Origin of the sequence: Streptomyces flavusporus (assembly GCF_046267975.1) — a bacterium.
In the GTDB taxonomy this organism is placed as follows: Bacteria; Actinomycetota; Actinomycetes; order Streptomycetales; family Streptomycetaceae; genus Streptomyces; species Streptomyces flavusporus.
In genome coordinates, this window is record NZ_CP176503.1 from 6,288,134 (window position 1) to 6,312,031 (window position 23,898).

General features: G+C 70.0%; 25 protein-coding genes and 1 tRNA gene. 17 read left to right on the forward strand and 9 right to left on the reverse strand.

Annotated features, from left to right (window positions below; all coding sequences use genetic code 11):
• Positions 1 to 21: 21 nt before the first annotated feature.
• The 3 genes from ACKTSN_RS29750 to sbnA all read left to right on the forward strand — a co-directional run bounded on the left by ACKTSN_RS29750 (position 22) and on the right by sbnA (position 3,261).
• Positions 22 to 1,029, forward strand: a complete 1,008-nt coding sequence (locus tag ACKTSN_RS29750) for a TauD/TfdA family dioxygenase (RefSeq protein ID WP_409471914.1) — start codon at positions 22 to 24, stop codon at positions 1,027 to 1,029.
• Positions 1,026 to 2,096: a 2,3-diaminopropionate biosynthesis protein SbnB gene (gene sbnB / locus ACKTSN_RS29755; RefSeq protein WP_409471915.1), complete on the forward strand. Its 1,071-nt coding sequence runs from the start codon at positions 1,026 to 1,028 to the stop codon at positions 2,094 to 2,096. Before ACKTSN_RS29750 ends, sbnB begins: the two co-directional genes overlap by 4 nt.
• 79 nt (positions 2,097 to 2,175) lie before the next feature.
• The gene (gene sbnA / locus ACKTSN_RS29760) at positions 2,176 to 3,261 is read left to right on the forward strand and encodes a 2,3-diaminopropionate biosynthesis protein SbnA (RefSeq protein ID WP_409471916.1); all 1,086 of its coding nucleotides are present in this window, start codon (positions 2,176 to 2,178) and stop codon (positions 3,259 to 3,261) included.
• A 193-nt stretch (positions 3,262 to 3,454) separates the two neighbouring features.
• On the opposite strand, the gene ACKTSN_RS29765 is transcribed toward sbnA, so the two are convergent.
• On the reverse strand, positions 3,455 to 4,675 hold the full coding sequence (locus tag ACKTSN_RS29765) for an RNA-guided endonuclease InsQ/TnpB family protein (RefSeq protein ID WP_409471917.1): 1,221 nt from the start codon (positions 4,673 to 4,675) through the stop codon (positions 3,455 to 3,457).
• Positions 4,676 to 4,701: 26 nt separating this feature from the next.
• Here ACKTSN_RS29765 and tnpA point away from each other — a divergent pair, with 26 nt between their 5' ends.
• Both tnpA and ACKTSN_RS29775 read left to right on the forward strand, forming a co-directional pair.
• The gene (gene tnpA / locus ACKTSN_RS29770) at positions 4,702 to 5,175 is read left to right on the forward strand and encodes an IS200/IS605 family transposase (RefSeq protein ID WP_409471918.1); all 474 of its coding nucleotides are present in this window, start codon (positions 4,702 to 4,704) and stop codon (positions 5,173 to 5,175) included.
• A 139-nt stretch (positions 5,176 to 5,314) separates the two neighbouring features.
• Positions 5,315 to 5,554: a hypothetical protein gene (locus tag ACKTSN_RS29775; RefSeq protein ID WP_409471919.1), complete on the forward strand. Its 240-nt coding sequence runs from the start codon at positions 5,315 to 5,317 to the stop codon at positions 5,552 to 5,554.
• A 78-nt stretch (positions 5,555 to 5,632) separates the two neighbouring features.
• On the opposite strand, the gene ACKTSN_RS29780 is transcribed toward ACKTSN_RS29775, so the two are convergent.
• A complete protein-coding gene (locus tag ACKTSN_RS29780; RefSeq protein ID WP_409471920.1) occupies positions 5,633 to 6,985 on the reverse strand; it encodes a transcriptional regulator in 1,353 nt (450 codons plus the stop codon).
• Positions 6,986 to 7,131: 146 nt separating this feature from the next.
• On the opposite strand from ACKTSN_RS29780, the gene ACKTSN_RS29785 reads away from it, so the two are divergent.
• The 8 genes from ACKTSN_RS29785 (at position 7,132) to ACKTSN_RS29820 (ending at position 11,776) form a co-directional block, all read left to right on the forward strand.
• Positions 7,132 to 7,542, forward strand: coding sequence for an ATP-binding protein (locus ACKTSN_RS29785; protein WP_409471921.1), 411 nt, complete (start codon positions 7,132 to 7,134; stop codon positions 7,540 to 7,542).
• Entirely contained in the window at positions 7,536 to 8,060 is a 525-nt protein-coding gene (locus tag ACKTSN_RS29790) for a hypothetical protein (protein ID WP_409471922.1), read from the forward strand. Before ACKTSN_RS29785 ends, ACKTSN_RS29790 begins: the two co-directional genes overlap by 7 nt.
• A gap of 234 nt (positions 8,061 to 8,294) precedes the next feature.
• Positions 8,295 to 8,528, forward strand: coding sequence for a hypothetical protein (locus ACKTSN_RS29795; RefSeq protein ID WP_409471923.1), 234 nt, complete (start codon positions 8,295 to 8,297; stop codon positions 8,526 to 8,528).
• Positions 8,516 to 9,637: a radical SAM protein gene (locus ACKTSN_RS29800; RefSeq protein WP_409471924.1), complete on the forward strand. Its 1,122-nt coding sequence runs from the start codon at positions 8,516 to 8,518 to the stop codon at positions 9,635 to 9,637. Before ACKTSN_RS29795 ends, ACKTSN_RS29800 begins: the two co-directional genes overlap by 13 nt.
• A gap of 8 nt (positions 9,638 to 9,645) precedes the next feature.
• Positions 9,646 to 9,777, forward strand: a complete 132-nt coding sequence (locus ACKTSN_RS29805) for a hypothetical protein (protein WP_409471925.1) — start codon at positions 9,646 to 9,648, stop codon at positions 9,775 to 9,777.
• Positions 9,778 to 9,864: 87 nt separating this feature from the next.
• A complete protein-coding gene (locus ACKTSN_RS29810) occupies positions 9,865 to 10,665 on the forward strand; it encodes an aminoglycoside phosphotransferase (protein ID WP_409474959.1) in 801 nt (266 codons plus the stop codon).
• Between the two features lie 17 nt (positions 10,666 to 10,682).
• Positions 10,683 to 11,123: a hypothetical protein gene (locus ACKTSN_RS29815; RefSeq protein ID WP_409471926.1), complete on the forward strand. Its 441-nt coding sequence runs from the start codon at positions 10,683 to 10,685 to the stop codon at positions 11,121 to 11,123.
• Between the two features lie 47 nt (positions 11,124 to 11,170).
• On the forward strand, positions 11,171 to 11,776 hold the full coding sequence (locus ACKTSN_RS29820; RefSeq protein ID WP_409471927.1) for a hypothetical protein: 606 nt from the start codon (positions 11,171 to 11,173) through the stop codon (positions 11,774 to 11,776).
• Between the two features lie 654 nt (positions 11,777 to 12,430).
• Here ACKTSN_RS29820 and ACKTSN_RS29825 read toward each other — a convergent pair.
• The 3 genes from ACKTSN_RS29825 to ACKTSN_RS29835 all read right to left on the reverse strand — a co-directional run bounded on the left by ACKTSN_RS29825 (position 12,431) and on the right by ACKTSN_RS29835 (position 16,016).
• A complete protein-coding gene (locus tag ACKTSN_RS29825; RefSeq protein ID WP_409467772.1) occupies positions 12,431 to 13,438 on the reverse strand; it encodes an IS110 family transposase in 1,008 nt (335 codons plus the stop codon).
• A 140-nt stretch (positions 13,439 to 13,578) separates the two neighbouring features.
• Entirely contained in the window at positions 13,579 to 15,030 is a 1,452-nt protein-coding gene (locus ACKTSN_RS29830) for an amidase (protein ID WP_409471928.1), read from the reverse strand.
• Positions 15,031 to 15,047: 17 nt separating this feature from the next.
• Positions 15,048 to 16,016, reverse strand: a complete 969-nt coding sequence (locus ACKTSN_RS29835) for a D-2-hydroxyacid dehydrogenase (RefSeq protein WP_409471929.1) — start codon at positions 16,014 to 16,016, stop codon at positions 15,048 to 15,050.
• A 153-nt stretch (positions 16,017 to 16,169) separates the two neighbouring features.
• On the opposite strand from ACKTSN_RS29835, the gene ACKTSN_RS29840 reads away from it, so the two are divergent.
• From ACKTSN_RS29840 to ACKTSN_RS29850, 3 genes are all read left to right on the forward strand, one after another.
• Complete coding sequence (locus ACKTSN_RS29840) at positions 16,170 to 17,018, forward strand: maleate cis-trans isomerase family protein (protein WP_409471930.1); 849 nt, start codon at positions 16,170 to 16,172, stop codon at positions 17,016 to 17,018.
• Complete coding sequence (locus ACKTSN_RS29845; RefSeq protein WP_409471931.1) at positions 17,015 to 17,746, forward strand: maleate cis-trans isomerase family protein; 732 nt, start codon at positions 17,015 to 17,017, stop codon at positions 17,744 to 17,746. Before ACKTSN_RS29840 ends, ACKTSN_RS29845 begins: the two co-directional genes overlap by 4 nt.
• 85 nt (positions 17,747 to 17,831) lie before the next feature.
• On the forward strand, positions 17,832 to 18,920 hold the full coding sequence (locus ACKTSN_RS29850) for an LLM class flavin-dependent oxidoreductase (RefSeq protein WP_409471932.1): 1,089 nt from the start codon (positions 17,832 to 17,834) through the stop codon (positions 18,918 to 18,920).
• Here the strand turns inward: ACKTSN_RS29850 and ACKTSN_RS29855 are convergent.
• Positions 18,899 to 20,752 carry a putative bifunctional diguanylate cyclase/phosphodiesterase gene (locus ACKTSN_RS29855; RefSeq protein WP_409471933.1) on the reverse strand — a complete coding sequence of 618 codons (1,854 nt, stop codon included), beginning with the start codon at positions 20,750 to 20,752 and terminating at the stop codon, positions 18,899 to 18,901. The two genes, ACKTSN_RS29850 and ACKTSN_RS29855, sit on opposite strands and share 22 nt — an antisense overlap.
• 352 nt (positions 20,753 to 21,104) lie before the next feature.
• On the opposite strand from ACKTSN_RS29855, the gene ACKTSN_RS29860 reads away from it, so the two are divergent.
• Positions 21,105 to 22,367, forward strand: coding sequence for a M6 family metalloprotease domain-containing protein (locus ACKTSN_RS29860; RefSeq protein WP_409471934.1), 1,263 nt, complete (start codon positions 21,105 to 21,107; stop codon positions 22,365 to 22,367).
• Between the two features lie 141 nt (positions 22,368 to 22,508).
• On the opposite strand, the gene ACKTSN_RS29865 is transcribed toward ACKTSN_RS29860, so the two are convergent.
• The 3 genes from ACKTSN_RS29865 to ACKTSN_RS29875 all read right to left on the reverse strand — a co-directional run bounded on the left by ACKTSN_RS29865 (position 22,509) and on the right by ACKTSN_RS29875 (position 23,721).
• Positions 22,509 to 22,582, reverse strand: a tRNA-Lys gene (locus tag ACKTSN_RS29865).
• Positions 22,573 to 23,250 (reverse strand): bifunctional DNA primase/polymerase, encoded by a 678-nt coding sequence (locus ACKTSN_RS29870; protein ID WP_409471935.1) that lies wholly within the window; start codon positions 23,248 to 23,250, stop codon positions 22,573 to 22,575. Before ACKTSN_RS29870 ends, ACKTSN_RS29865 begins: the two co-directional genes overlap by 10 nt.
• A 108-nt stretch (positions 23,251 to 23,358) precedes the next feature.
• On the reverse strand, positions 23,359 to 23,721 hold the full coding sequence (locus ACKTSN_RS29875) for a hypothetical protein (protein ID WP_385510146.1): 363 nt from the start codon (positions 23,719 to 23,721) through the stop codon (positions 23,359 to 23,361).
• Between the last annotated feature and the right edge of the window lie 177 nt (positions 23,722 to 23,898).

Genomic DNA, 23,898 nt, shown 5'->3' on the forward strand with positions numbered 1-23,898 from the left:
GCACACTGAAAGGAAATCAGGATGTCCTCCATATCCCCGACGTCGCTGCTCGACGACGTCGAGTTGCAACCCGGCCGTCCTCCGATACTGCGGGCCGAGACCCCCGGCGACGCGCCGAGCTGGGCAGCCGAGCACCGGGACGCGCTGCGCGCCGTCGTCGCCGAGCATGGCTGTGTCCTGGTCCGCGGCCTCGGGCTGCGCGACGTGGCCGGGACCGGTGCCGTCTTCGAGCGGCTGAGCACCGGGCTGATGACGGAGAGGGAGGCCTTCGCGCTCCGGCGGATCTACGCCGACGGCGTGTACTCCTCGGCGCAGTGGCCGCCGAACCAGCCGATGTGCATGCACCACGAACTGAGCTACACGCTGGAGTTCCCCGGTCTGATGCTGTTCGCCTGCCTCACTGCGCCCACCGAGGGCGGGGCGACCGGAGTGGCCGACGCGGCGACCGTGCTCGAGGAGCTGCCCACCGAGTTGACCGAGCGGTTCGAGCGGGAGGGCTGGCTGCTCACCCGCAGCTACAACGACGAGATCGGGGCGTCCGTGACCGAGGCGTTCGGCACCGACGACCGGGGCGCCGTCGAGAGTTACTGCCGTGCCAACGCGATCGAGTTCGATTGGCAACCCGACGGGGCCTTGCGCACCAGGCAGCGCCGCAGCGCCGTGGTGCGCCATCCGGTCACCGGCCGGCGCTGCTGGTTCAACCAGATCGCGTTCCTCAACGAGTGGACGTTGGCCCCCGAGGTCCGCGAGTACCTCGTCGAGGTCTACGGCGCCGACGGGCTGCCGTTCAACACCCGTTTCGGAGGCGGCGACCCGATCGGCGAGGACGTGGTGCAGCTGCTCAACGAGGTCTACGAGGCCAACACCGCACGCGAGCCGTGGCAGGCCGGCGACCTGATGCTCGTCGACAACATACGCACCGCGCACAGCCGGGAGCCCTTCGAGGGATCGCGCGACGTGCTCGTCGCGATGGCCGACTCGGTGCGACTGTCCGACTGCTCGCCGACCGTCGAGGTGACCGTCCGATGACCACCATCCCCACCGCCGTGACGGCGTCCGCGACAACCGAGCCGCACACCGTGCCACCCTTCGCGGTGATCTCCGGTGCCCAGGTCCAGCAGGTGCTGGAGGGGCGCGAGAAGCAGATCCTCGAGTTGGTCGAGGCCGCCTACCGGCTGCACGGCGCCGGTGACTCGGTGAACCCGCCGTCGTACTTCCTGCGTTTCCCCGACCGCCCGTCCTCCCGGATCATCGCGCTGCCGGCCTCGATCGGCGGGCACGTACGGGTGGACGGCGTGAAGTGGATCTCCAGCTTCCCGGAGAACGTACAGGCCGGCATCCCGAGGGCGTCCGCCGTGCTGATCCTCAACGACCAGAACACCGGCTACCCGTTCGCCTGCCTGGAGAGTTCCATCATCAGCGCCACCAGGACGGCCGCGTCGGCGGCGTTGGCCGCGGACCGGCTCAGTCGGGACCGGCCACGGCCCACGCGCGTCGGGTTCTTCGGGACGGGCCTGATCGCCCGCTACATCCACGCGTTCCTGGCCGGCAGCGGCTGGTCGTTCGACGAGATCGGCGTACACGACCTGTCCGCCGACAGCGCGGCCGGGTTCCGCTGCTATCTCGAGCAGTCGGGCACCACAGGCCGGATCACGGTGCACGACAGCGCCGAGGGGCTGATCTGCTTCAGCGACCTGGTGGTCTTCGCCACCGTCGCCGGTGAGCCGCACGTCAGCGACCCTACGTGGTTCTCGCACAATCCTGTGGTTCTGCACGTGTCGCTGCGCGACCTCGCGCCGGAGATCGTTCTCGCCTCGACCAACATCGTCGATGACGTCGAGCACTGTCTGAAGGCCGACACCTCGCCGCATCTGACCGAGCAGCTCACGGGCAACCGGGACTTCCTGCAGGGCACCTTGGACGACGTGATGGCCGGGCGGGTGACGGTGCCGGCGGACCGGCCGGTGGTGTTCTCGCCTTTCGGCCTCGGGGTGCTCGACCTCGCGGTCGGCAAGTACGTATACGACGAGGTGGTCCGCTCCGGAGAGCTGCACGTCATCGACGACTTCTTCCACGAACTGAGCAGGTACGGATGACCGTCCGAGAGGCCTTCAGCTCTGGCCACGGCCGGAGGGACGTTCCGAAAGTCCTGCTGCAGATGAGGAGGAGGCCGTCGTGCCCGTCATATCCGCTCCCCATGCCTTCAACGAAGCACAGCTCTATGTCGACCTTCGGCCCATCTTCGGGCGCTCCCTGTTCCTGAAGTGTGAGGGCTTCAACTTCGCCGGCTCGATCAAGCTGAAGGCCGCGACCGAGATGGTGGAGACCGCCGAGCGGGACGGAGTCATCAAGCCGGAGTCGATCCTGGTCGAGTCCTCGTCGGGCAACCTGGGCGTGGCGCTGAGCATGATCGCGGCGAGCAAGGGCTACCGGTTCCTGTGCGTGACGGACTCCCGCTGCAACTTGTCGACCAGATTGCTGATGGAGGCATTGGGCAGCCGGGTGCACACCATCGCCGACTTGGACGTCGGCGGCGGCTTCCTGTGCGCGCGGATCGACTACGTCCGCGCGCTGTGCGATTCCGATGACCGGTACGTGTGGCTCAGTCAGTACACCAATCCGGGCAACTGGAAGGCGCATTACCACAAGACGGCGCCGGAGATCATCCAGCGCTTCCCGCGCCTGGACGTACTGTTCGTCGGCGTCGGCACCACCGGGACTCTGATGGGCTGCGCACGCTACTTCCGCCAGTGGCACCGGCCGGTGCGGATCGTCGCAGTGGACAGCGTCGGCTCGGTGATCTTCGGTGGTGCGCCGGGCCGCCGCATGATTCCCGGTCTCGGCATGAGCATGCGTCCGCCGCTGCTCGACGAGTCCTACGTGGACGAGGTGATACGTGTCGAGGAGACGGACACCATCCGTGCCTGCCATCGTCTGGCCAGACGCGGATTCCTGTTCGGCGGCTCCACCGGCACGGTCGTCAGCGGCGCGATGCGTTGGCTGGCCGACCATGACACGCGTGAACTCACCGCGGTGGCCATCGCCCCAGACCTCGGCGAGCGCTACCTCGACACCATTTACCAATCCAACTGGCTGCGGGATCTCTACGGCGAGGAGGTGCTCGACTCCGACGAAACGGCCGACGGTTCCTGGGCAGCCGGCCCCGTGCCAACGCGCCAAGGGAGCCGCCCACCGCACCACCCGCAGACCGGCCACGGCGGCGGTAACCAGCACCGTCGGCACCAGGACCGTAAAGCGTAGGTGTTCTGTCCACGCATTGACCTCCTCCGATCGCCCTGAAGGGCGGGGATTCTCCGTCTGCGGGTGGTCCTCTTGGTGAGGTCGGCCCGCTCCGGGTGGGTTCCTGGTTCTTCCCCACGATCGTGGGGGTTGTGCGCGCTGCCGGGCTGCTGCCTGGTCTTACGTGCGCTCCGCAGGCGTTTACTCGCCGCCGTTACCGGCGTGAGGCCCCCGGTCCGGGGGTGGGTGGTGCTGTCGCCGCGAGGATGCGGCGGCCTTCATGGCGGACGTTCTTGCCCGCGTTCCAGTCCCGGTCATGCCGGGTGCGGCAGGTCGGCTGGGAACACGTCCAGGTGCGGACGTGCAACGGCTTGGGGCCGTCGCGGTGCCCGCAAGCGGAACATATCTGAGACGACGGGAAGTCGCGGGCGACCTTGACGAAGGTGCGCCCCCGGCGGATCGCCTTGTACGCGCAGAAGGACACGAACTGTGCCCATCCGGCGTCATGCACACTCTTCGCGAGGCGGCCACGCGCCATGCCACGCACGTTCAGGGTCTCCACGAAGACGGCTTGGTTCTCGCACGTCAGCTTGTTCGACCACTGGTGGTGGAAGTTGCGGCGCGCATCCGCCACTGCGGCGTGAGCGCGGGCGACCTTGATCCGGGCCTTGTCCCGGTTGCTGGATCCCTTCTTCTTCCGCGACAGCTCACGCTGCCGCTTCTTCAGCTTCTTCTCCGCCCGCCGCAGGTACTTCGGGCTGGCGATGTGCGTCCCGTCCGCCAGCACCGCGAAGCGGGTCAGTCCCAGGTCGATGCCCTGGTCACCATCGACGGGCGGGAGCACGTCGCCGGCCGGATCGGTATCCACGACGAAGGACACCCAGTACCGGCCGGAGCGGTCCTTGATCAGGGTCACGGACGACGGGACCGACGGAAGATCGCGGGACCACTTGATCCGCACGTCCCCGATCTTCGGCAGCCTCAGCCTGCCATCGGCCAGCACCTTGAACCGGTCGGAGATGGTGAATCGTGCGGTCTGCCGGTTGTCCTTGCGGGACTTGTGGCGCGGCGGTCCGGCCTTCGGCCCCTTGCGCTTGCCGGTCTTGGAGTCCTCATGCGCCTTCCACGCCTTGTCCAGGTCGCGGAGGGTCTGCTGGAGGACGCCGACCGGAGCGTCGGCGAGGAACGCCCGCTCGGGGGTCTTCTTCGCGGTGGTGATCAGCAGCTTGCCCAGCTCGGTGGCCTTCGGAATCGTCCAGTACGGCCCTTCGGCCGTGCGCGCCTTCGGGTTGCCGAGCCGCTTGTTCGCTGCCTTGCGCGGCTTGTGGAGAGTGAGTGCGTCGTTCCAGACCACGCGTTTGCACCCGAACACCCGGTTGGCGCTGATGCGCTGGCCCGGCGTCAGGTAGGCGCGGTACTGGAAGCGAAGCTGCACAGCGATCACCGTACTACGGTTGGGTTATGGCTGAGCGTCAGAAAATCAGGACTGGTCGGCACTGTGTTTTCCTCATGCATGCCCACTTGGTTTTCGTGACGAAGTACCGGCACCACGTCTTCACCGACTGGCATCTGACCCGCATGGAGGAGATCATGCGGGCCGTGTGCACCGACTTCGAGACCGAGCTGACCGAGTTCAACGGCGAGTCCAACCACGTCCACCTGCTGGTGAACTTCCCGCCCAAGGTCGCCGTCTCCAAGCTGGTCAACTCACTCAAGGGCGTCTCATCGCGCCGGATGCGCCAGGAGTTCCCCGACCTCGTCCAGCACTACTACCGAGCCAACAAGCTGTGGTCCGGCTCCTACTTCGCCGGGTCCGTCGGCGGGGCACCCCTGGCGACAATGCGCCGGTACATCGAGAACCAGAACCGCCCGCCGCAGCCGGCCGGGGTCAACAGTGCGGACCCGTGCCCACGACGCGGGTCAGAGCAGGATTGAGAAGCGATTCCCTACCGGGCTGAAGCCCGGTACCCCCTCGCTAGATCCTGGTGGCCACCTCCCTCGTGGGCAGCGACGGCCCCGGCGTCACCGAGACCCCCTACGACACGCGCCCGACCACAGCCACGGGCGGCAACCCGTGACCGACGAGCAGCCCGCTCCGGTCGTCACCATCACCGCCGCCGAGATGTACGGCGAGCTCCGCGCTACCCGCGAAAGCGTCAGCCGCATCGAGGGCAAGCTCGACGGCCTCGCTGGCATCAACGAGCAGCTCGACGACCACGAGGAGCGCCTCCGCCGCCTCGAATCCCGACAATGGCCCTGGCTCACTATCGCCGCACTCGCAGCCGTCGCCGCGGTCCTCGTCGCCATCCTCTAGCCCACCCCAGACACACAGCGCCCCCGCCTCCGGCCAAGTGCCGGAGACGGGGGGCGCCTCTGTCGTTGTGCGGACTCGCTACGCCGCGGCGACCAGCTCCCGTGCCCGCTCGTTGAAGTCGGCGACGAGTCGATGCGTCCCGAACGGCTCCATACGGCGTTGCAGGTCCTGCACCGCCTCGACGCACCGGGAGCTCTTAACCTGCTGCGACAGCGAGAGCGTCCGCAGCCCCGCCGCGTGCGCCGCTTCAAGGTCGCGCCGCTGAAGGTGCGAGACGGCGAGGGCCGCCTGCGACATGGCGCCCCGTCGGGCACGCCGCTGCTTGCGGGCGTGGTCGATGGACTGACGCGCGTGCTGCTCGGCGGTGTCCGCCTCCCCCAGGTCCCGGAAGGTGTTCGCGTGCTCGCCATGCAGGTATGCAGGGTCGATGAACGCCGCCCACTCCTGCTCGTCTTCCATCCGAACGCGGCCGTACGCCGTCTCCGACTGGGCGACGGCACGCGCCGCCTCGCTCTTGTCGCCGAGCTTCGCCAGCGCGCGGGCCTCCAGCGCCCACAGGTCCGCGAGGCACGCGGGGGAGGTGCTCTTACCGAGCCCGGCGCGGCCGGCCTGCGCGAGCCTCCGTCCTTCCTCGGGGTTGCCCAGCAGCGTGGCCTGGTCGGCCATGCCCGCCAGGACATGCGCCCCGAGGGCGGCGTTCTTCGATTCCTCGGCCAAGCGCAGGGACTGAATCAAGTAGCGCTGCGCGGTGCCGTGTTCGCCGTTGTCGTATGCCATCCACCCGAGCAGGTACGTCTGTTCGGCGGCGGCCTCGCACAGCGCGCGCCGTACGTCGTCGGAGTGCGTACGGCGGAGCAGCGGGTAAACGTGCTGGTTCATGTACTCGGCGAGGATGAGACGCCCTGAGCCGCCGCCCTGGAGCACGTCCATCTTCTGGAACTCGCCGAACATGTTCTTCACCGCGGTGACGTCTTCGAGGCGTACACGCGGTCCGGGCTCGGGGTGCTGGTCAAGGGTGCTGAGCAGCCAGTCGCGCGATGGCCCGACGGCTGCGACTGCGGCAAAGGGCGCCGCTGCCAGGAACTTGCGACGATCCACGTCGGCCCTCCCCAAGTCGGCAACGGCTTCCACCGTAACGGCGAAGTCGGCGTTGTAGAGGAGCGAGCGGTCCGTACTGCCGCCCTCGGCGAAACCAAGGTCGTACGTCGTGACCCGGAATCCGACGCCGGCCGAGATCACGTCGGCGATGATCTCCGGGACGGGCTGACGTGGCTGGAGTCCGCCGAGCCAGCGTCGTACGGCCGTGGCGTCCGGCTGGATGTGCGGCTGCCCCCATGTCTGAGCTGCGGCTTTGACGCGTCGGGCCAATTCCTTGTTACTCATGCCGGACCGCTCAAGCCACCGTGCGAGATCCGTGTTCGGTGACGTCATGTTCAGCCCTTACCCCTTCGCTGCGGCGCGTAGTTCAACTGCCACCCTGTGCCACCCCCTTCGACGGTACCCCCGGACACGGTGCAGCGGTTGCCTGGATGAGCGAACCGACCGTGAAGGCGAGGGAGTTGCACATGCCAAGACCGGTGGCGCACCGGTTCCCCCGAGCCGATGCGGCAGTACCCGAAGCCCGTACCTTCTTACGCCGCGTACTGCGCGAGTGGAACATCACCGACCGTTCCGATGACGCCCTGTACTGCCTGTCCGAACTCGCAACGAACGCGATCCTCCACGCGGGGCCGGAAGGCGAGCACTTTGACGTCGAGATCTCCCTTGCCGAGGGCCGCTTACGTATCGAGGTGCGGGACCTGACACGGCGGAAACCGCATGTGCAGTCCCCGACACCAGAGGACACCTCTGGACGCGGTCTGCTGCTCGTCGACGCATTGGCGGACGGATGGGGGGTGGAGCCGTGCGTCCCGTACGGCAAGACCGTATGGACCGAATTCAAGATCGAGGAGCGGTTGGGGTTACCAGCGGGGGTGACCTCGTGCTGATCCAAACCGCGGAGCGGACCGCGCCCGTCACCATCGCCCCGAGCGCCGGACTCCTCGCCTCGGTGGCCGCGTGGTTCTGGATCGACGTCACGCAGGCCGGCCACGTCGCCTTTCTCCTGATCGCGCACCCACCCGAGCGGCGCCCCGATGAGTCGCCCCAGGTGATCGAGGCGCGCATGCGCGGACTGGCCCACGCCCTCACCCTCGCTGAACCGCACAAGCCCCTCCCCGACATCGGGCCCCGCCTCTTCATGTACCGATCCGCGGACGCGCTGCTCAGCCTCGACGACTGCGACTACCTCCTCCACGTACCGATCGGCGGCCAGTGGGCGCGGTTCGTCTGCGACGGCGGAACGGTCACCGTCGTGGTCGGCCTTGACCCGCTCGCCCCCGGATCTCCGATCGAAGCCGTCGACGCGTACATCACCCAGCGGGTCACCGAGGGGCGGCTGTTGCTGGGCAAGACCCGCGCCGAGCATCCACGGAACGCCAACCGCCCGGGGGTGACGCCCGTCTGAAGCGACCCGGTAGCAACACCTGATCCCTGGAGCTTTCCCTCCACAGCGCCCGGCGGCCGAGGCAACGACCGCCGGGCAGACGCCAACAGCTAAGTAGGAGCTGATGACGCAATGCGCGACCTTATCGGTTGCCTCTCCATCTGGTTAGGGCCCTCTCTCCGGCGCCTGCTGCACTCGGCGGCGCGTCGGGCTGCGGCCTGTCTCTTACCCACCGCCCCCGAACTTCCGAAGCCTGTGCTTCCGGAACCCGCGGCGTACACGCGGCGTCCGCTGCCCGATCACGTACGCGAGCGGCTCCGTCCCCTCGACGGGCACGCAGTTGCCCTCGTACGCCCCTACGTCCTCGCGCATGAGCGCCGCGTGGAGCAGTGGGGCCAGAGAGAGCGCCGTACCGCGCTCACGCTGGGCGCGATGGGCATCGACTACGAGTTCCCCCTCAACAACGGGAGGGTCCCGTGCACGAACTGATCGTCGCCCCGTTCCTGGGCGACTACTACGTCTTACGCCCGGGGAGCGCGAAGGGGATGAGAATCCCGGCGCACCGGTACCTTGAGCTCCAGCAGATTGTCACAGCCGGCGGCGAAGTCCCCGCTTGGCTATGCGGCCCCGTACTCCGGCAGTGGGCCCTGGACCTGACGAACACGCGCGCCGAGACCGCGCTGCTGGTACGAGATCTGTCCCCGTACGGCCACGGCCGCGCCTCGTACGAGCTCAACCTTGGCTGCAACTACGCCTGCAAGCACTGCTACCTGGGCTTGAAGGAATTCGCCGGACTCGAATGGAATGAGCGGGAGAAACTCCTGCACGTCCTCCGGGACGCGGGAGTGGTCTGGCTTCAGCTGACTGGCGGCGAGCCGACAATCGACCGACATTTCGCCGCGGTCTACTCCCTGGCGTACGAGCTTGGGATGATGATCGAGGTCCTCACCAACGGCTCCCGCCTCCACAACCCGCTGCTCCTCGGCCTCTTCACGGCCCAGCGCCCGTACCGGCTGACGCTCAGCGTCTACGGAGCCACGGAGGAGACGTACGACGGCCTGACCCAGCGCCGCGGATCTTGGGCCCACTTCATGCGCGGGCTGAACGCGGCGCACGAGGCGGGGCTGCCGCTGGAGCTGACGGTCATCGTCACCGGGGACAACGTGCATGAGGTTGAAGCGATGCACGCGCTCGGCGAGCGGTACGGCGCCGTGACGCGTGAGTACTCCCACATGTCGCCGACGATCTACGGCGGGGCGGAGTCCCTGTCATCCCAAGCGATGGCGTACCTGCGCAATCGGAAGCCGTTCACCGGCTGCGACGCCGGCCACACCTCCCTGCACGTCGACCCTTACGGCATGGCCAGCGTCTGCAAAGTCTCCCGCGACCGCCTGATCTCCCTGATGTCCGAGGGGGTCGCGGGCCTGGCCCGGCTCGGCGACATCGCCGACCGGGCGCTGGGGCGCCAAGGCGGCTGCGCCGGCTGCACCCTCAGCAAGTCGTGCAGCACGTGTATGCCGCTCGCCGCCTTGTACCGCAAGGCGGGCGCGCCCCTGAACCGCTATTGCCAGCACACCGAGACCACGGGAAGGAGGTGACACCCACCATGGCGCCCGTCGCAGTGAAGATCGCCCCCAGGGCGAAGGTCGAAGAGGACGAGATCGAGTTCGTCGACGACCTCGACGCCGCCTCCAGCACCGAGATCATGCTCGGCTGCGGGAACGACAACCCGTACTAAACCGCGCCCGCACTGGGGTCGCCCGCCACGTGCGGGCGGCCCCGCTACTCGTGTCTCTCCCGCCCCTACACTTCCGCCGTGGTGACTATGAGACTGCACTGGAACGACCTCCCCACCGCCACCCGCGACGCCGTCGCCGCCTGCACCGGCCCTATCTACGCGGCGACGACCGCCGACAAGGGCCTCAACAGCGAGATCGCCGCCACTCTCGACACCAGCGCCGGCCGCGTCTTCGTCAAGGGCCTGCGCTGCGACCACCCCCGCGCCTGGACCCAGCAACGCGAAGCCGCCATTAACCCCCACGTCGCCCCGCTCGCCCCACGCCTCCTCTGGCGAATCGACGACGGCGAGTGGAACCTCCTCGGTTTCGAGCACCTCGACGGCCGCCCTGCCGACTACGGCCCCTCGTCTTCCGACCTGCCCCTCGTTGCCGAGGCGATCATCACGCTCGCTTCTGTCCCGGCCCCGTCGGAAATCGAGCTCAAGCAGATCGAGCAGCGCTTCGCCGACTACGTCGACACCCCCGATGACGCCAAACTCCTGAGCGGCGACACCTTGCTGCACACCGACTGGACCCCGGACAACGTCCTCATCGTCGATCACGCCGCCCGCGTCGTCGACTGGGCCTGGCCCACCCGAGGCGCCGCCTGGATCGACGCCGCGTGCTGGGTCGTCTGGCTGATCTCCGCCGGCCACACGCTGGAGGCCGCCGAACAGTGGGCCGCCAAGACCCCGGCCTGGGCCACGGCACCGACCCGCGCCCTCGACGTGTTCGCCACCGCCCAGCAGCGCCTGTGGGAGGGCATCGCCGCGGATGCCCCCGACGTGCCCTGGAAGCGCGGCCTCGCCGACGCGGCAGCCCGCTGGTCGGCCTACCGCCGCGCCTGACGACGAGGGGAACTCCGATGGCAACCGACCCGCCTATCCACCCCACCGAGATGCTCACCACCCCTACTGGGGACCAGGTGGACATCGACACCGAGATGGTCCCCGTCATCCGAGAACTCTGGCGCCTCGGCTTCACGACCACGGCCTGCTGCCAAGACGTCGGCGAAGCCACCGCTGGCGTCCGTGCCCAGCGCGACACCCCACTCGGCTACGGCGGTGACGGCTTCATTGCCTACCACCGCGGCTATGCCCTGGTGAAGATGCCGGTCCCCGACGCCCAGCGGCTGGCTGCGCTGCTCGCTGAGACCGTGGCCTTTGGCGACCGCATACGCAGGCCCTGGAGCGTCGGCTCCTGGCGAATGAATGTCCCCCTCGAACCTGAGGGGCTGGCCGCAGAGGCGCTTCTACACTTCCCGTGCACCCAGATTGCCGAACTCATCGACGCATTGCGGCGTTGAGGCGGGCCCTGCCGCTGCTACGTCGGCGCGGGCACGGACAGTGTCGCTTGATCGTGATCCGCGACAGGATGTGGACCATGGATCAGGGGGTAGCAGCCGTTCTCGGGGCCGCAGTTGGTGTCGTTGGCACGTTGGGAACAGCCGTCTTTACCTATGCGGCAACCCGTGCGCAGACACGTGACGCTGGGATGGTTGAACACGGGCACTGGCTACGGGAGAAGCGATTGGTGGCCTGCAGTGCCTTTCTGGAAGCCCTGACGCAGGTCCAACGGACCATCGACTCGCACTCAGACCTCGATGTTCCTGACATAGATCATCACGGGGATGGTCCGCTCACGGCGTCGCAACGGGAGGCGCTGCGGACCGCGGCGCGTCTCTTCGAGGAGCAGGCAGAACTACTGACGCAGGCACGGGCGGGCGTTGATCAGTTTGGTCCTGGTCGGCTCGCCAAACTGTCCAACAACGTGGTGCAGGCCGTACGGGATGCTGCTTTCGAGCTGCGGTTGGCTGAGCGGCGCGGACGGCCCCTCAGCGACGAGACGCGCATCGCAGGGATCATGACCAAGTGGGAGCAGTCCGAGGAGGCGTTCCGCGCCGGCGTGAGGGTGGTCATGGAGACACCTCCCCAGCGCCGACGCCTGCTGAGGCGATAGCGCAGCTTCTCGGTGCAGGGGCACGCGCTGCCTGTCTGTGCTTCGGCCGCCGTCCCGCCCCAGGTCAAAGGGGTCGGACGGCGGCGGTTTCACTGCGTTTCCCGGGGAGTCCCTGGGGAGTCTGGGGAGCCCCGGGGGAGCGCGAGCCCGCAAAAACCCGCACCCCCGGCAACGCCCTGAAACGCATGAAACACCACCCATGAGGGCCGGGCCTGTCAAGGGGGCGTAGACGGCCCCCGCCTGCGGCTTTTCGGTGGGATGCCGGGGCGTTTTTCCTTGCGGACCTTCCTCGCGGTCTTTGTGGGGGGCCGCCGCGTGGGAGGGGTCCAGTTGGAGCGCCCGGAGCCCCGCGAGGGACGAGCGGGGCGAGGACGAACGAGCTGGACGCCGACGAGCGGCGGCCGAGAATGGAGGCCGAGGAAGCGTCACGGATGTTGGCAGAAACGGTCGTTGTCATCCCCGGTACCGGCTGGTCGGCGGAGTGGTCTCACACACACCCATTCGGCGTCCGGCCGCAGGCCGGCGCCATGACCATGGTGCGGGGATCCGGGTTGCTCAGTCAGGTCATCGAGCGCGGCCACAGGGCCGTCTCATGGTGTTTTGCGAGCTCGCCCGGGGTTTGCGACCGCCTGTGGCGGTTGTCGTGTGCTGCTGTCATCGCGCCCCCCGGTGGTCCTGCCGGGCCGGGACGGCGCGCAGCAGGTGGTAGGCGTGGGTGAGCAGTTTTCGGGCGATCGCGGTGGTGGCGATCTTCTTGCCGCGGCGGCGGGCCAGGCGCTGGTAGGCGGGGGCGAACTGCGGGGACCGCTTGGCGCTCTGTGCGGCCTCGCACAGGATCCATCGCAGCCAGTTGGAGCCCTGCTTGGAGATGTGTCCGTGCCGCACGGTCAGGTCCGAGGCGCGGACGGTGGGGGTCAGTCCGGCCCAGGCGGCGAGCTTGCGGGCGGAGGGGAAGCGGGTGACGTCACCGATCTCGGTGACCATGACCTGCGCGGTGAGTACGCCCACCCCCGGCAGCCGGGTGAGCGCTTTGATGCGGGGGTCGCCCCGTGCGGTGGCGAGCAGCTGCCGGTCCACCGTGTCGATCGGCTCCTTGAGGGCGTCCATCAGGACCAGGAGGTCGTCGACCACGCGGCGCGAGGCGTCGGGCAGATCAAGGCTGTCGAGCCAGATGCGGCCCGGAGCGGTGAAACAGCTGCCGGGACGGTCGCAGCCGTAGTCCGCCAGGACGGCGTGGACCCGGTTGCGCAGCAGGGTGCGCAACCGCACCAGCTGGCAGCGGTGCCGCACCAACGCGCGCTGCTGCCGCACATCCAGCGGGGCGATCCACGCCTCCGGCAGCAGATCGGCGCGCAGCAGCTGGGCCAGGGTGGCCGCGTCGACCTTGTCGTTCTTCAGCCGCGCGGAGGCGATCGCCTTGCAGCGCAGCGGGTGGACCAGATGCGGCTCGAAGCCGTAGTCCTCCAGCAGCTGAACCAGCCAGCCCCAGCCGTAGGCGGCCTCGAAGGCGACCGGGGCGCCGATCGGCAGATCCCCGATCACCGACAGGACCGGTTCGACCCCGTTGGGCACGTTGCGGTTGGCCCGCACCGCACCGTCGTCCTCGACCACCGCGATCTGTGACCGCTTGCGGTGCACGTCGATACCGACGTAGACAGACATCGAGGGCCTCCTTCCTGAGCCCGTACATACCCGGACGATAGGTATCGCCGGGCTGAGCAGGGAAGGGGGCCCGGCCCTCATAGGGTCAGGTCAAAGCGTTCCAGGGCGCCAACCCCAAGGCCACCGACCCCTGGTCCGAGCTAAGAGGGGGAAGGCTCGGACCGCTCGTCGTACCTGGTGGTCTGCGGAGACGGAGTTGCGACCCCGGCCACCCCCGCCTCGTACAGCGCATGCGCCGTCCGTAGCACCAGGTCGTCCCTGTGCCGGGCCGCCACGATCTGCATCCCCACCGGCAGCCCGTCCCCGTCCGCCCCCACCGGGACCGTCGCCGCCGGCTGCTGCGTCATGTTGAACGGGTACGTGAACGGGGTCCACCCCGTCCAGCGGCGGTGGCCCGAGCCCTTGGGGACCTCGGCGCCTGCCTCGAAGGCCGTGATCGGGAGGGTCGGGGTGACGAGGAGGTCGTAGGTGTCGTGGAAGTGACCCATACGGCGGCCCAGGTCCATGCGGACGTCCACCGCAGCGAGGTAGTCGAGGGCGGTGAGGCGGGCGCCCAGGTCGCAGATCTCCCTCAGGCCCGGGTCCAGCAACTCCCGTTGGTGGGGGCCGAAGTGCTGGATCACCCGGGCCGCCCCGCTGAACCACAGGGTGTGGAAGGCGTCCATCGGCTCAGTGATGTCGGGGTCGGTTTCGGTGACGTACGCGCCGAGTTCCGCCAGCTGCTCCACCGCATGCCGTACCGCCGTCGTGACGTCCGGGCGGACCGCGACCTGGCCGCCGAGGGACGGGGAGTAGGCGACGCGTAGACCGTGAATGCCGTCGGACAGGGCCTGCACGAAGGAGCCGGGAGCCGGCGGGAGTGCCGACCAGTCGCGGGAGTCGGGGGCGCCAATGACGTCGAGGAGCAGGGCCGCGTCCGCTGCGTCCCTCGTCATCGGCCCCACGTGCGCCAGCGTGCCGAAGGCGCTCGCCGGGTAGAGCGGGACCCGGCCGTACGTCGGCTTCAGCGCGAAGATCCCGCAGAACGCCGCCGGGATACGCACACTGCCCCCGCCGTCCGTGCCCAGCGCCAGCGGCCCCGCGCCGAGCGCCACGGCCGCCGCCGCGCCCCCGCTCGATCCGCCGGCGGTGCGGGAGAGGTCGTGCGGGTTGCGGGTCACCCCGGTCAGCGGGGAGTCCGTGACGCCCTTCCAGCCGTGCTCGGGTGTCGTGGTCTTGCCGAGAAACACCGCGCCGGCCTCGCGCAGCCGGGCGACGGAGGGCGCGTCCTCGTCCCAGCGGCCCTCCGGGTCGATGGTCCGCGAGCCGCGCAGGGTCGGGGTGCCGCGCAGCAGCAGCAGGTCCTTGACCGTGACCGGGACCCCGTCCACCGCTCCGGCCGGTTCCCCGCGCCGCCAGCGCTGCGCCGACTCCGCTGCCCGGGCGAGGGCGTCCTCGGCGGTGAGGCGGACGAAGGCGTTCACCTCCGGCTGGATCCGCTCGGCCCGCTCCAGTGCCGCGCGGGTCGCCTCCACGGGGCTGAACTCGCCCTTGCGGTAGCCGTCGACGAGTTGTACGGCGGTCAGTTCGGTGAGCTCGGTCGGCTGGGTCATCCACCCTCCCGGGGGCGTCAGTGTCCGGGTACGTATCCGCGCTTTTTGTCGACCACGTTCGGCAGTGGCCTGCCCGCCTCCCATCGCTCGTACAGCTCCACGAACTGGGCGCCCAGCTCGTCCCGCCAGCCGACCGTGTCACCGCTCATGTGCGGGGACACGATCAGGCCCGGCGCCTGCCACAGCGGGCTGTCCGCCGGAAGGGGTTCGTCCGTGAAGACATCCAGCGCGGCGCCCGCGATCCAGCGCTTGGCCAGCGCCTCGGCCAGCGCGTCCTCGACGACCAGCTGCCCGCGCCCGACGTTGACGAACCGGGCAGAGGGCTGCATCACCCCGAACCGGCGCGCGTCGAACATGCCCTGCGTCTGCTCCGTCAGCGGCGCGGCCGCGATCACCCAGTCGGCGCGGGAGAGCAGCCGGTCCAGGTCGTCGGGGCCGTGGACGCCGGTGCGCGGAGTGCGGCCGACCAGCGCGGTCGTGATGTCCAGCACCTTGAGCGTACGGGCGATCGCGCGGCCGATCGGGCCGGAGCCGACGACACAGGCCCGGGTCCCGGCGACCTTCCGGGACTCGCGGTGCCGCCAGGCCCGCTCCCGTTGCAGCTCCCAGGTGCGGGGCAGGTCCTTGGCCATCGCCAGGACGAGCGCGGCGACGTACTCGGCGATCGGCTGGTCGAAGATGCCGCGCGCGTTCGTGACCACCGTGTCCGAGGCGACGAGCTCGGGGCACAGCAGATGGTCCATTCCCGCGCTCGCCGTGTGCACCCAGCGCGGCCGCGGCCCGCCGCCCGGCCAGGCCTCGCGGACCGCGTGCGAGGTGAAGTCCCACACCAGCAGCACATCGGCGTGCGGCAGCCGCTTAGCGAGCCCCGGCTCGTCGGTGTGCTCGATCTTGGCGCGGCCCGTGAGACGCCCGAGGCGGGGGAGCGGATCGGCGTCCAGGACGAGCAGGGTGGGAGTGCCGGTGGGCGGGGGAGCGACGGTCATGCGGAAGCCGTTTCTCGGGGCGAAATGGAGGGGTTGGCGGCCGTCTGACATGCGAGGTTTGACCACGCTCGCACCCGAACCTACCTTCGTCAACACGGGCGTGTGTGCGGTCCGTTGCTCACCCCTTTTCCCCGTGTGAGGGCGGTGCCTGCCATGGACGTCTCCTTTCTCGGCGGACCAGGTCCACAGCGCGGTGTCGGGGTCGTCGCCCCGTTCGACTTCGCGCTGGACCGGGAGCTGTGGCGCTGGGTGCCGGACGAGGTGTCGCTGCACCTGACCCGGACGCCGTTCGTGCCGGTCGAGGTCAGTCTCGACCTGGCGCGCCTGGTGAGCGAGCACGAGACGCTGGGCGACGCGGTGCGCACGCTGAACGCGATCGCGCCCGAGGTCGTCGCCTACGCCTGCACCTCGGGCAGCTTCGTCGGCGGGATCGTCGGCGAGCGGGCGATGTGCGAGGCGATGACCCGGGCGGGCGCGGTGCCCTCCGTCACCACCTCGGGCGCACTGCTGGAGGCGCTCGGGGAGCTGGGCGTGCGCCGGGTGGCCCTGGTGACGCCGTACACCGTGTCGGTGACCCGGTCGCTGGAGAAGTACGTGGCCGAGGCGGGCGTCAAGGTCACCGGATGCGCGTTCATGGGGCTGACGCGGGACATCTGGAAGGTCCCCTACCGCGACGTGGCCGACATGGCGCGTCAGGCGGTGCGCCGGCGGGCCGGCGCGGACGCCCTGTTCATCGCGTGCACCAATCTCCCGACGTACGACGTGATTCCCCAACTGGAGGCCGAACTGCGGATGCCGGTCCTTTCGGCCAACCAGGTGACCGTGTGGGCGGCACTGCGCCGGCTGGGTACCTGGGCGGTGGGGCCGTATCAGGCGCTGATCGATCCGGCGGCACGCACCGGCCCCGTACTGCCGGAGGCAGGTGCTGGTGCCGTACAGCCCGACCCTGTACTGCCCGAACCCCTGCCCGAAGAAGAACAACAGCAGGAAGGCTCGACATGACCGCACTCGGATTCCTCTACCCGGGCCACTCCGCCGAGGACGACTATCCACGCATCGAGCAGCTGCTGGGGAGCGACATCCGGGTCGACCTCGTCCACACCGACATCGGTGAGGACGCCCACCGGGTGGATGCGCTGCGCGAGATGGGCTCGGCCGAGCGGCTCGCGGCGGGCGTCGAGGAGCTGCGCCTCGCGGGCACCGAGGCGGTGGTGTGGGCCTGCACCAGCGGCAGCTTCGTGTACGGCTGGGAGGGCGCCCACGAGCAGGTACGCACCCTGGCCCGCCGCGCCGGCATGCCGGCCTCCTCGACCGCCTTCGCCTTCGTGCACGCCGTGCAGGAGCTCGGCGTGCGCCGGGTCGCGGTCGGGGCGACCTACCCGGACGATGTGGCGTCGCTGTTCGCGGACTTCCTGCGGGCGGGCGGTGCGGAGGTGGTCGCGGTCCGCAGTTCCGGCATCATCACCGCCGCCGAGGTCGGCACCTGGGGGGAGGCGGAGCTGCTCGCCCTGGCCCGCGCGGCCGACCACACCGACGCGGAGGCGGTACTGCTCCCCGACACGGCCCTGCACACCGCCGCCCACATCCCGGCCCTGGAGAAAGAGCTCGCCAAACCCGTCCTCACGGCCAACCAGGTCACCGTCTGGGAGGCCCTGCGCCTGACCGACCGACGGGTGAACGCGCCGGAGCTGGGGTCTCTGTTCACCAAGGAGCCGATCATCCAGGTGTGACGAATATATGCACAGGAATAGATGGGGTCATCCGTCCGTTGACGCCAGGAAGACCTGAGGACAGCGCAACACGCAGGAGGACCCCGTGACGGCAGACGACATCCGCGGTACCAGCCAGGGCACCGCCCCCGTGCCCCTCTCCGTACTGGACCTGGTCACCGTGGGTGCCGGCGGGACCGCCACCGACGCACTGCGCACCAGCGTCGCGATCTCCCGTCTCGCGGAGTCCCGCGGCTTCCACCGGTACTGGGTCGCCGAGCACCACTCCATGCCCGGTGTCGCCTCGTCCTCCCCCGCCGTGATCCTCGCCCACCTCGCCGCCCACACCGACCGCATCCGGCTCGGCTCGGGCGGCGTGATGCTGCCCAACCACGCCCCCCTGGTGATCGCGGAGCAGTTCGGCACGCTGGAGGCCATGGCCCCCGGCCGTATCGACCTCGGCCTCGGCCGCGCTCCGGGCACGGACGGCGCCACCGCGGCCGCCCTGCGCCGCACCGACAACCCGCACGAGGTCGCCGACGCCTTCCCCGAGCAGCTCGCGGAGCTGACCCGCTTCCTCGACGACGACTTTCCCGACGGCCACCCCTACCGCCCGATCCACGCCGTCCCCGGCCCGGTCCAGGCCACCTCTCCGGGCGGCGTCCAGTCCCCGCACCGCCCGCCGGTCTGGCTGCTGGGCTCCTCCGGCTTCAGCGCCCGTCTGGCCGGCCTGCTCGGCCTGCCCTTCGCCTTCGCGCACCACTTCTCGGCGCAGAACACGATCCCCGCCCTCGACCTGTACCGGGAGACCTTCAAACCGTCCGAGGTGCTCGCCGAGCCGTACGCCCTCATCGGCGTCTCCGCGCTCGCGACCGAGGACGAGCGGGAGGCCCGCCGGCAGGTCCGCGCCGCCGCGCTCAACATGATCCGGCTGCGCAGCGGCCGCCCCGGTCTCGTCCCCACCCCCGAGGAGGCCGAGGCGTACGAATTCAGCCCGTCGGAGCGGGAGTTCGCCGACTCCTGGAACGCCAACGTCATCCACGGCACCCCCGACGAGGTCCGCGCGGGCCTGGACGACCTCCAGAAGCGCACCGGAGCCGACGAGCTGATGATCACGGCCAACGCGCACACCGGCGAGGTACGGCTGCGCTCCTACGAACTCATCGCCGACGCCTACGCGTTGCCGACCACCTGACCCGCCTGACCCGCCTGGTCCGACGGACACTCCAGCAGCTCGGAGATGCGATCCGGCGACACCGGCCGGGAGTACAGCCACCCCTGCCCGGTGTCGCACCCGATCCGGCGCAGCCGCCCGGCCTGCGCGGAGGTCTCCACGCACTCCGCGGTGACGGTCAGCCCCAGCCGATGGGCCAGCTCGATCATCGCCTCGACGATGACCTCGTCGGCCGGGTTGGGATGGGCACCGGAGTCCTCGTACTGGAATCCCCGTACGAAGGACCCGTCCAGCTTCAGCACGGACACCGGCAGCCGGCTCAGATACGCCAGGTTCGAGTAACCGGTGCCGAAGTCGTCGATGGCGATGCGCACACCCATCTCGCTGAGCGCCTGCAGGGCCTGCAGCGGGCGGCCTGCCGAGCCCATCACCGCGGACTCCGTGAGTTCGAGCTGGAGCAGGTGCGGTTCCAGGCCGGTCTCGGCGAGGATCTCCGCCACGTCCTCGACCAGGTCGGAGTCCCAGACCTGGCGCACGGCCACGTTGACCGACACGAAGATGGGCGGCTCGTCGGGGTGTTCCAGCTGCCAGCGGCGGGCCTGACGGCAGGCGGTGGCGAGCACCCAGCGGCCGAGGGGGACGATCGCGCCGTCCTCTTCCGCCAATCCGATGAACCGATTCGGCGTCAGCATCCCGAACTGTGGGTGATTCCAGCGCACCAGCGCCTCCACCCCGCTCAGCCGCCCGTTCGCCATGCCGACCAGGGGCTGGTACTCGAGGGTGAACTCGCCGCGGTCGATGGCCTGCCGGAGCGTGGAGGCGAGCGCCTGACGGGTCATGCGGTGCGCGTTGCGCTCGGGGTCGAACAGCGTCCAGCGGGACTTGCCGTCCGTCTTCGCCCAGTACAGTGTCGTGTCGGCGGCCTGCATCAGACCGGTGGCGGTCGTCCCGGCCGCCTGCCGCTCCACGACCCCGATCGACGCCGACAGCGACAGCCGCTGGCCGGCCAGGTCGAACGGGGCCTGAAGGGCTGTCAGCACCGACTCGGCGAGATCGGCGAGCTGCTCGGTGCCCGTCGAGTCCTCGACCAGCAGGGCGAATTCGTCGCCGCCGAGCCTGGCCACGAGCGGCGCGCTCGCCCTGCCGTACCCGGCCTCGCCCGCGCAGCGCGTCAGACGGTCGGCCACGGCCGCCAGCAGCCGGTCGCCGACACGGTGGCCGAGGGTGTCGTTGACCGCCTTGAAGCCGTCCAGGTCCAGGTAGCACAGGCCGATCCGGCCGGTGCCGCCGTGCTCGTACGCCTCCACGTCCAGCGCGGCCGACAGGCGCTCGAAGAACAGGGTGCGGTTGGCCAGCCGGGTCACCGGGTCGTGCATCTGCAAGTGCCGCAGCCGGGCCTGGAGTTCACGCCGGGCGCTGATGTCGGCGGCGGCCAGCAGCACACCGTCCGTGCCCTCGGGGAGCGGGGAGACGGTGACCTGCACCCAGACGCTGTGCCCCTCGGGCTGCTTCAGGCGACGGGTGCAGCGCAGCCGGGCCTCACGGCCGCGCAGCAGCTCGCGGTACGCGTGCCAGGTGCGGGCGTCGGACGCCAGGTCCACCAGATCGGCGGCGACCCGTCCCTCCAGTTCCCCGGGGCCGGCGCCCAACAGGTCGGCCAGCGCGTCATTGGCGGTGACGACCAGGCCCTCGCGGTCGACGACCGCCATCGCCAGTGGGGCGGAGACGAAGGCCGACCGCAACGGGTCGGAGACCTCGCCATTCGTACGACGAGACGCTTGCTGATTACTGTCTGTGACGGCCGGCCGGATGAGGTCTGCCGCGGGCGTCGGCCCTTCGGACGTTCCGCTCACCGCTCGCTCCCGCAGTGCACTCGATCTGCTCGATCTCTGCTCGATCTCTGTCCGGGCAGGAAAGGTCAGGAAAGTGTGCCGATCATAGAGGTTCGCCCCGGACCCTTGCAGCCACTGTCCAGTGTTCCGGAATCGACGCGGAACCACCCGTCGTCCTGACAGATCGTTTCTGCCCGCCCGAGCACCGGTTCCATCGGCGACAGACCGGTTGTGACGGTCCGTGAGCACTTCCGGGATGCTGCCGCCGTTCCCTCGAACGGCCGTCACTCGTCCGATGCAGACAAACAGGGCATACAACATGTAATGAACACAGTCTGGGTGCGGTGTCCCATAACCGCACCCGGAGGTCCCCGTGCCGCGTCTGCTCCCGCGTCCCCGACTGCGCAGCACCGCGGCCGTGTTCACCACCCTCTCGGCGCTCGCCGCGACCTCCCTCATCACCGGCCCCTCGGTCGCCGAGCCCCTCTGGGCGGCGCCCTGCGCCCTCACCCGCACCGAGGCCCACCACTCGGAGGGCCTGGACACCTGGAACGCCGACTATCCCCGGCCGGCCCGCACGCTGGACGCGGTGATGGTCTTCCTCTCCTTCCCGGACTCGGCCCCGACGGTCACCCCCGCAGAGCTGACCGCCGACCACTTCCCGGCCACCAGCCGCTACTTCACCCGCGCCTCCTACGGCAGGTTCCGGCTCCGCCCGCACCCGCTGCGGCACTGGATCCGTATGCCGCGGCCGTCCACGGCGTACGGCATACAGCGCGACTGGTCCGCCCCGCACCGGGCCGCCTACCTGCGCGACGCGCTCGCCGCCGCCGACGGCCGGGTCGACTTCTCGCGCTACGACATCGTCTACCTCATCGCCGATCCGGACGCGCCCGGCGTGGACTCGGACGCCACGAAGGTGGTCAACCTGGACGGCCCTCTACGGGTGGACGGCACCGACATCCGCCGGGTCGTCACGGTGTTCGAGAACCATCCGCCGGACCGGCTCGTCCTCGCCCACGAGACCGGCCATGTCTTCGACCTGCCGGACCTCTACCACCGCCCGGCGGACGGCAAGGGCGACTGGGACACCCACGTCGGCGACTGGGACCTGATGGGCAGCCAGTTCGGACTCGCCCCCGATCTCTTCGGCTGGCACAAGTGGAAGCTGGGCTGGCTGGAGCGACGCCAGGTGACGTGCGTGCAGGGCGCGGGGCCGGTTCGGCTGACGCTGGAGCCGCTGGGCGCCGGGCCGGGAACGCCCATGACGGCCGCGGCGGGCGCCCCGGCCTTCGGGCTGGGGCGGGGGACCAAGCTGGCGGTCGTGCGCATCGGAGCCGACAGCGTCCTCGCCTTCGAGGCGCGCGGCTCGGCCGGCAACGATCACGGCGCCTGCCGGCAGGGCGTCCTCGTCTACCGCGTGCACAGCGGCGCCGAGTCCGGCGGCGGCCCGGTCCAGGTGATCGACGCCCACCCGCACACGGAGGCCTGCTGGGAGAACTCGGTCTACCCGCCCCTTGCGGACGCCCCGGTCGATCTCGGCGAGACCTTCACGGTGCCCGGCGAGGCCGTCCGCGTCGAGGTGGAGGGGCGTACGGCGACGGGGGCATGGACGGTGAAGATCACAATGGGGTGAGCGGTCGGCCGACGGTCGCTGCGGCAGGCTTCGACGGGGGTGTGGGTGGCGGAGCCCCCACTGCGCGCGGCGCAGCCGCGCAGAAACGACGATGGCGAGGCGGTTCGCGCTTTCTGCGAACATGCCTCGCCATCGACATCGTGCGCCGCCAGGGACTCGAACCCCGGACCCGCTGATTAAGAGTCAGCTGCTCTAACCAACTGAGCTAGCGGCGCCTGCTGACGTCGTAGACATTAGCACCCTGGTCCGGGGGAGGAAAAATCGATATCCGCACGGCCGAACGGGCGACCCGTACCGCTGCCCACAGCAGGATTTCCGGGCCCGGCAGCCAGGGGTGCCGGGTGTCGGGGGCGACCAGCCAGCGGGAGTCGGACGGGTCGGTGGGGGTGGGGCGGCCGGTGGGGGCGGATGGGTCGATGGGGGCGGATCGGCCGGGGCCGGTGGATCGGCCCGTGGAGGCGGGCGTCGGGACGGTCGGGGCGGGTGCGGGGACGGTGATCGTGTCGCCGGTGCCGTGGCACAGCAGCGGTGGGATGGCGGCGGTGCGGCCGGGGGAGCCCCACTCCTCCCACTCCAGTAGCGAGGGGAGCCGCTGGGCGGTGCCCGGCGCGGCGAACAGCAGCATCCGCCCCCGGAACGCGGCCACCGGCCCCGACCCCGGCCCTTCGTCCCACAACCGGTCCAGCATCCGGCGCCCGAAGATCGCGGGCGTGCTCACCACATCGAAGGCGGAACCGCAGGGCAGGACGACCGGGGCGTCCGGACGCTCCTCCCAGAGGGCGAGCGTGCTGCGCGGATACGCTCCGGCCGAAGCGAGCCAGGCGGCGCCGTCCGAGGTCAGTGTGCTGCTGCTCATACACCCACATCTACGGGGTGTGAGCATTCCCCTCCTGTAGGTTGCCGGAAATCGGGACGCGGGAGGGTGAAGGGGAGTATCTTGCGCGCCCGGCATATGCCAAGCAGGTGTGGCCGCCCCGGCAGCCCCGGCCGCTCACACGGGATCGGGTCCCCGCCCGTCGGCCCCCCGCATCAGGTCCCGCCCGAACTCCACCATCTTCTTGGCGTAGTCCTCGGTCCACTCGGCCCGCTCGGCGATGTCCGCGGGCGTCAGCCGGTCGAACCGCCGCGGATCGGCGAGCTGTGCCGCTGCGATCGCCTGGAACTCCACCGCCCGGTCGGCCGCCGCCCGGAAGGCCTGCGTCAGCTCCGTCGCCCGCGCCAGCAGCGCGCGCGGGTCGTCCATCGACTCCAGGTCGAAGAAGTGCTCCGGGTCGCCGGCCGCTTCCGCGGGCTCGAAGAGCAGGGGCGCGGGGCGTAGCCGCGGTTCGTTCCGACGCGGCGTGGGCTCCGCCATGTCTTGTCTCCTCCTCGTACGGTTCCGATGGCGCCGCCTGTGGGGGTGGGCCACCCTCAATTGTCTCGCGCCTGCGCAAGAGGGCCCTCGGTCACCTCTGGCGTTCAGCGTCGCCAGGCCGCCCGGTGTTCCGCCAGATGCGCGAGCACCGCATGGTTCGCCTCCCAACCGTCAGGG

Bases quoted from the DNA above. Each gene is read 5' to 3' on its own strand.
- ACKTSN_RS29835 (WP_409471929.1), bottom strand. From the start codon at position 16,016: ATGACCGTCGCTCCCCCGCCCACCGGCACTCCCACCCTGCTCGTCCTG.
- ACKTSN_RS29845 (WP_409471931.1), top strand. From the start codon at position 17,015: ATGACCGCACTCGGATTCCTCTACCCGGGCCACTCCGCCGAGGACGAC.
- ACKTSN_RS29815 (WP_409471926.1), top strand. From the start codon at position 10,683: ATGGCAACCGACCCGCCTATCCACCCCACCGAGATGCTCACCACCCCT.
- ACKTSN_RS29875 (WP_385510146.1), bottom strand. From the start codon at position 23,721: ATGGCGGAGCCCACGCCGCGTCGGAACGAACCGCGGCTACGCCCCGCG.
- ACKTSN_RS29840 (WP_409471930.1), top strand. From the start codon at position 16,170: ATGGACGTCTCCTTTCTCGGCGGACCAGGTCCACAGCGCGGTGTCGGG.
- ACKTSN_RS29750 (WP_409471914.1), top strand. From the start codon at position 22: ATGTCCTCCATATCCCCGACGTCGCTGCTCGACGACGTCGAGTTGCAA.
- ACKTSN_RS29830 (WP_409471928.1), bottom strand. From the start codon at position 15,030: ATGACCCAGCCGACCGAGCTCACCGAACTGACCGCCGTACAACTCGTC.
- ACKTSN_RS29825 (WP_409467772.1), bottom strand. From the start codon at position 13,438: ATGTCTGTCTACGTCGGTATCGACGTGCACCGCAAGCGGTCACAGATC.
- ACKTSN_RS29780 (WP_409471920.1), bottom strand. From the start codon at position 6,985: ATGACGTCACCGAACACGGATCTCGCACGGTGGCTTGAGCGGTCCGGC.
- ACKTSN_RS29810 (WP_409474959.1), top strand. From the start codon at position 9,865: ATGAGACTGCACTGGAACGACCTCCCCACCGCCACCCGCGACGCCGTC.
- ACKTSN_RS29805 (WP_409471925.1), top strand. From the start codon at position 9,646: ATGGCGCCCGTCGCAGTGAAGATCGCCCCCAGGGCGAAGGTCGAAGAG.
- ACKTSN_RS29870 (WP_409471935.1), bottom strand. From the start codon at position 23,250: ATGCTCACACCCCGTAGATGTGGGTGTATGAGCAGCAGCACACTGACC.
- tnpA (WP_409471918.1), top strand. From the start codon at position 4,702: ATGGCTGAGCGTCAGAAAATCAGGACTGGTCGGCACTGTGTTTTCCTC.
- sbnB (WP_409471915.1), top strand. From the start codon at position 1,026: ATGACCACCATCCCCACCGCCGTGACGGCGTCCGCGACAACCGAGCCG.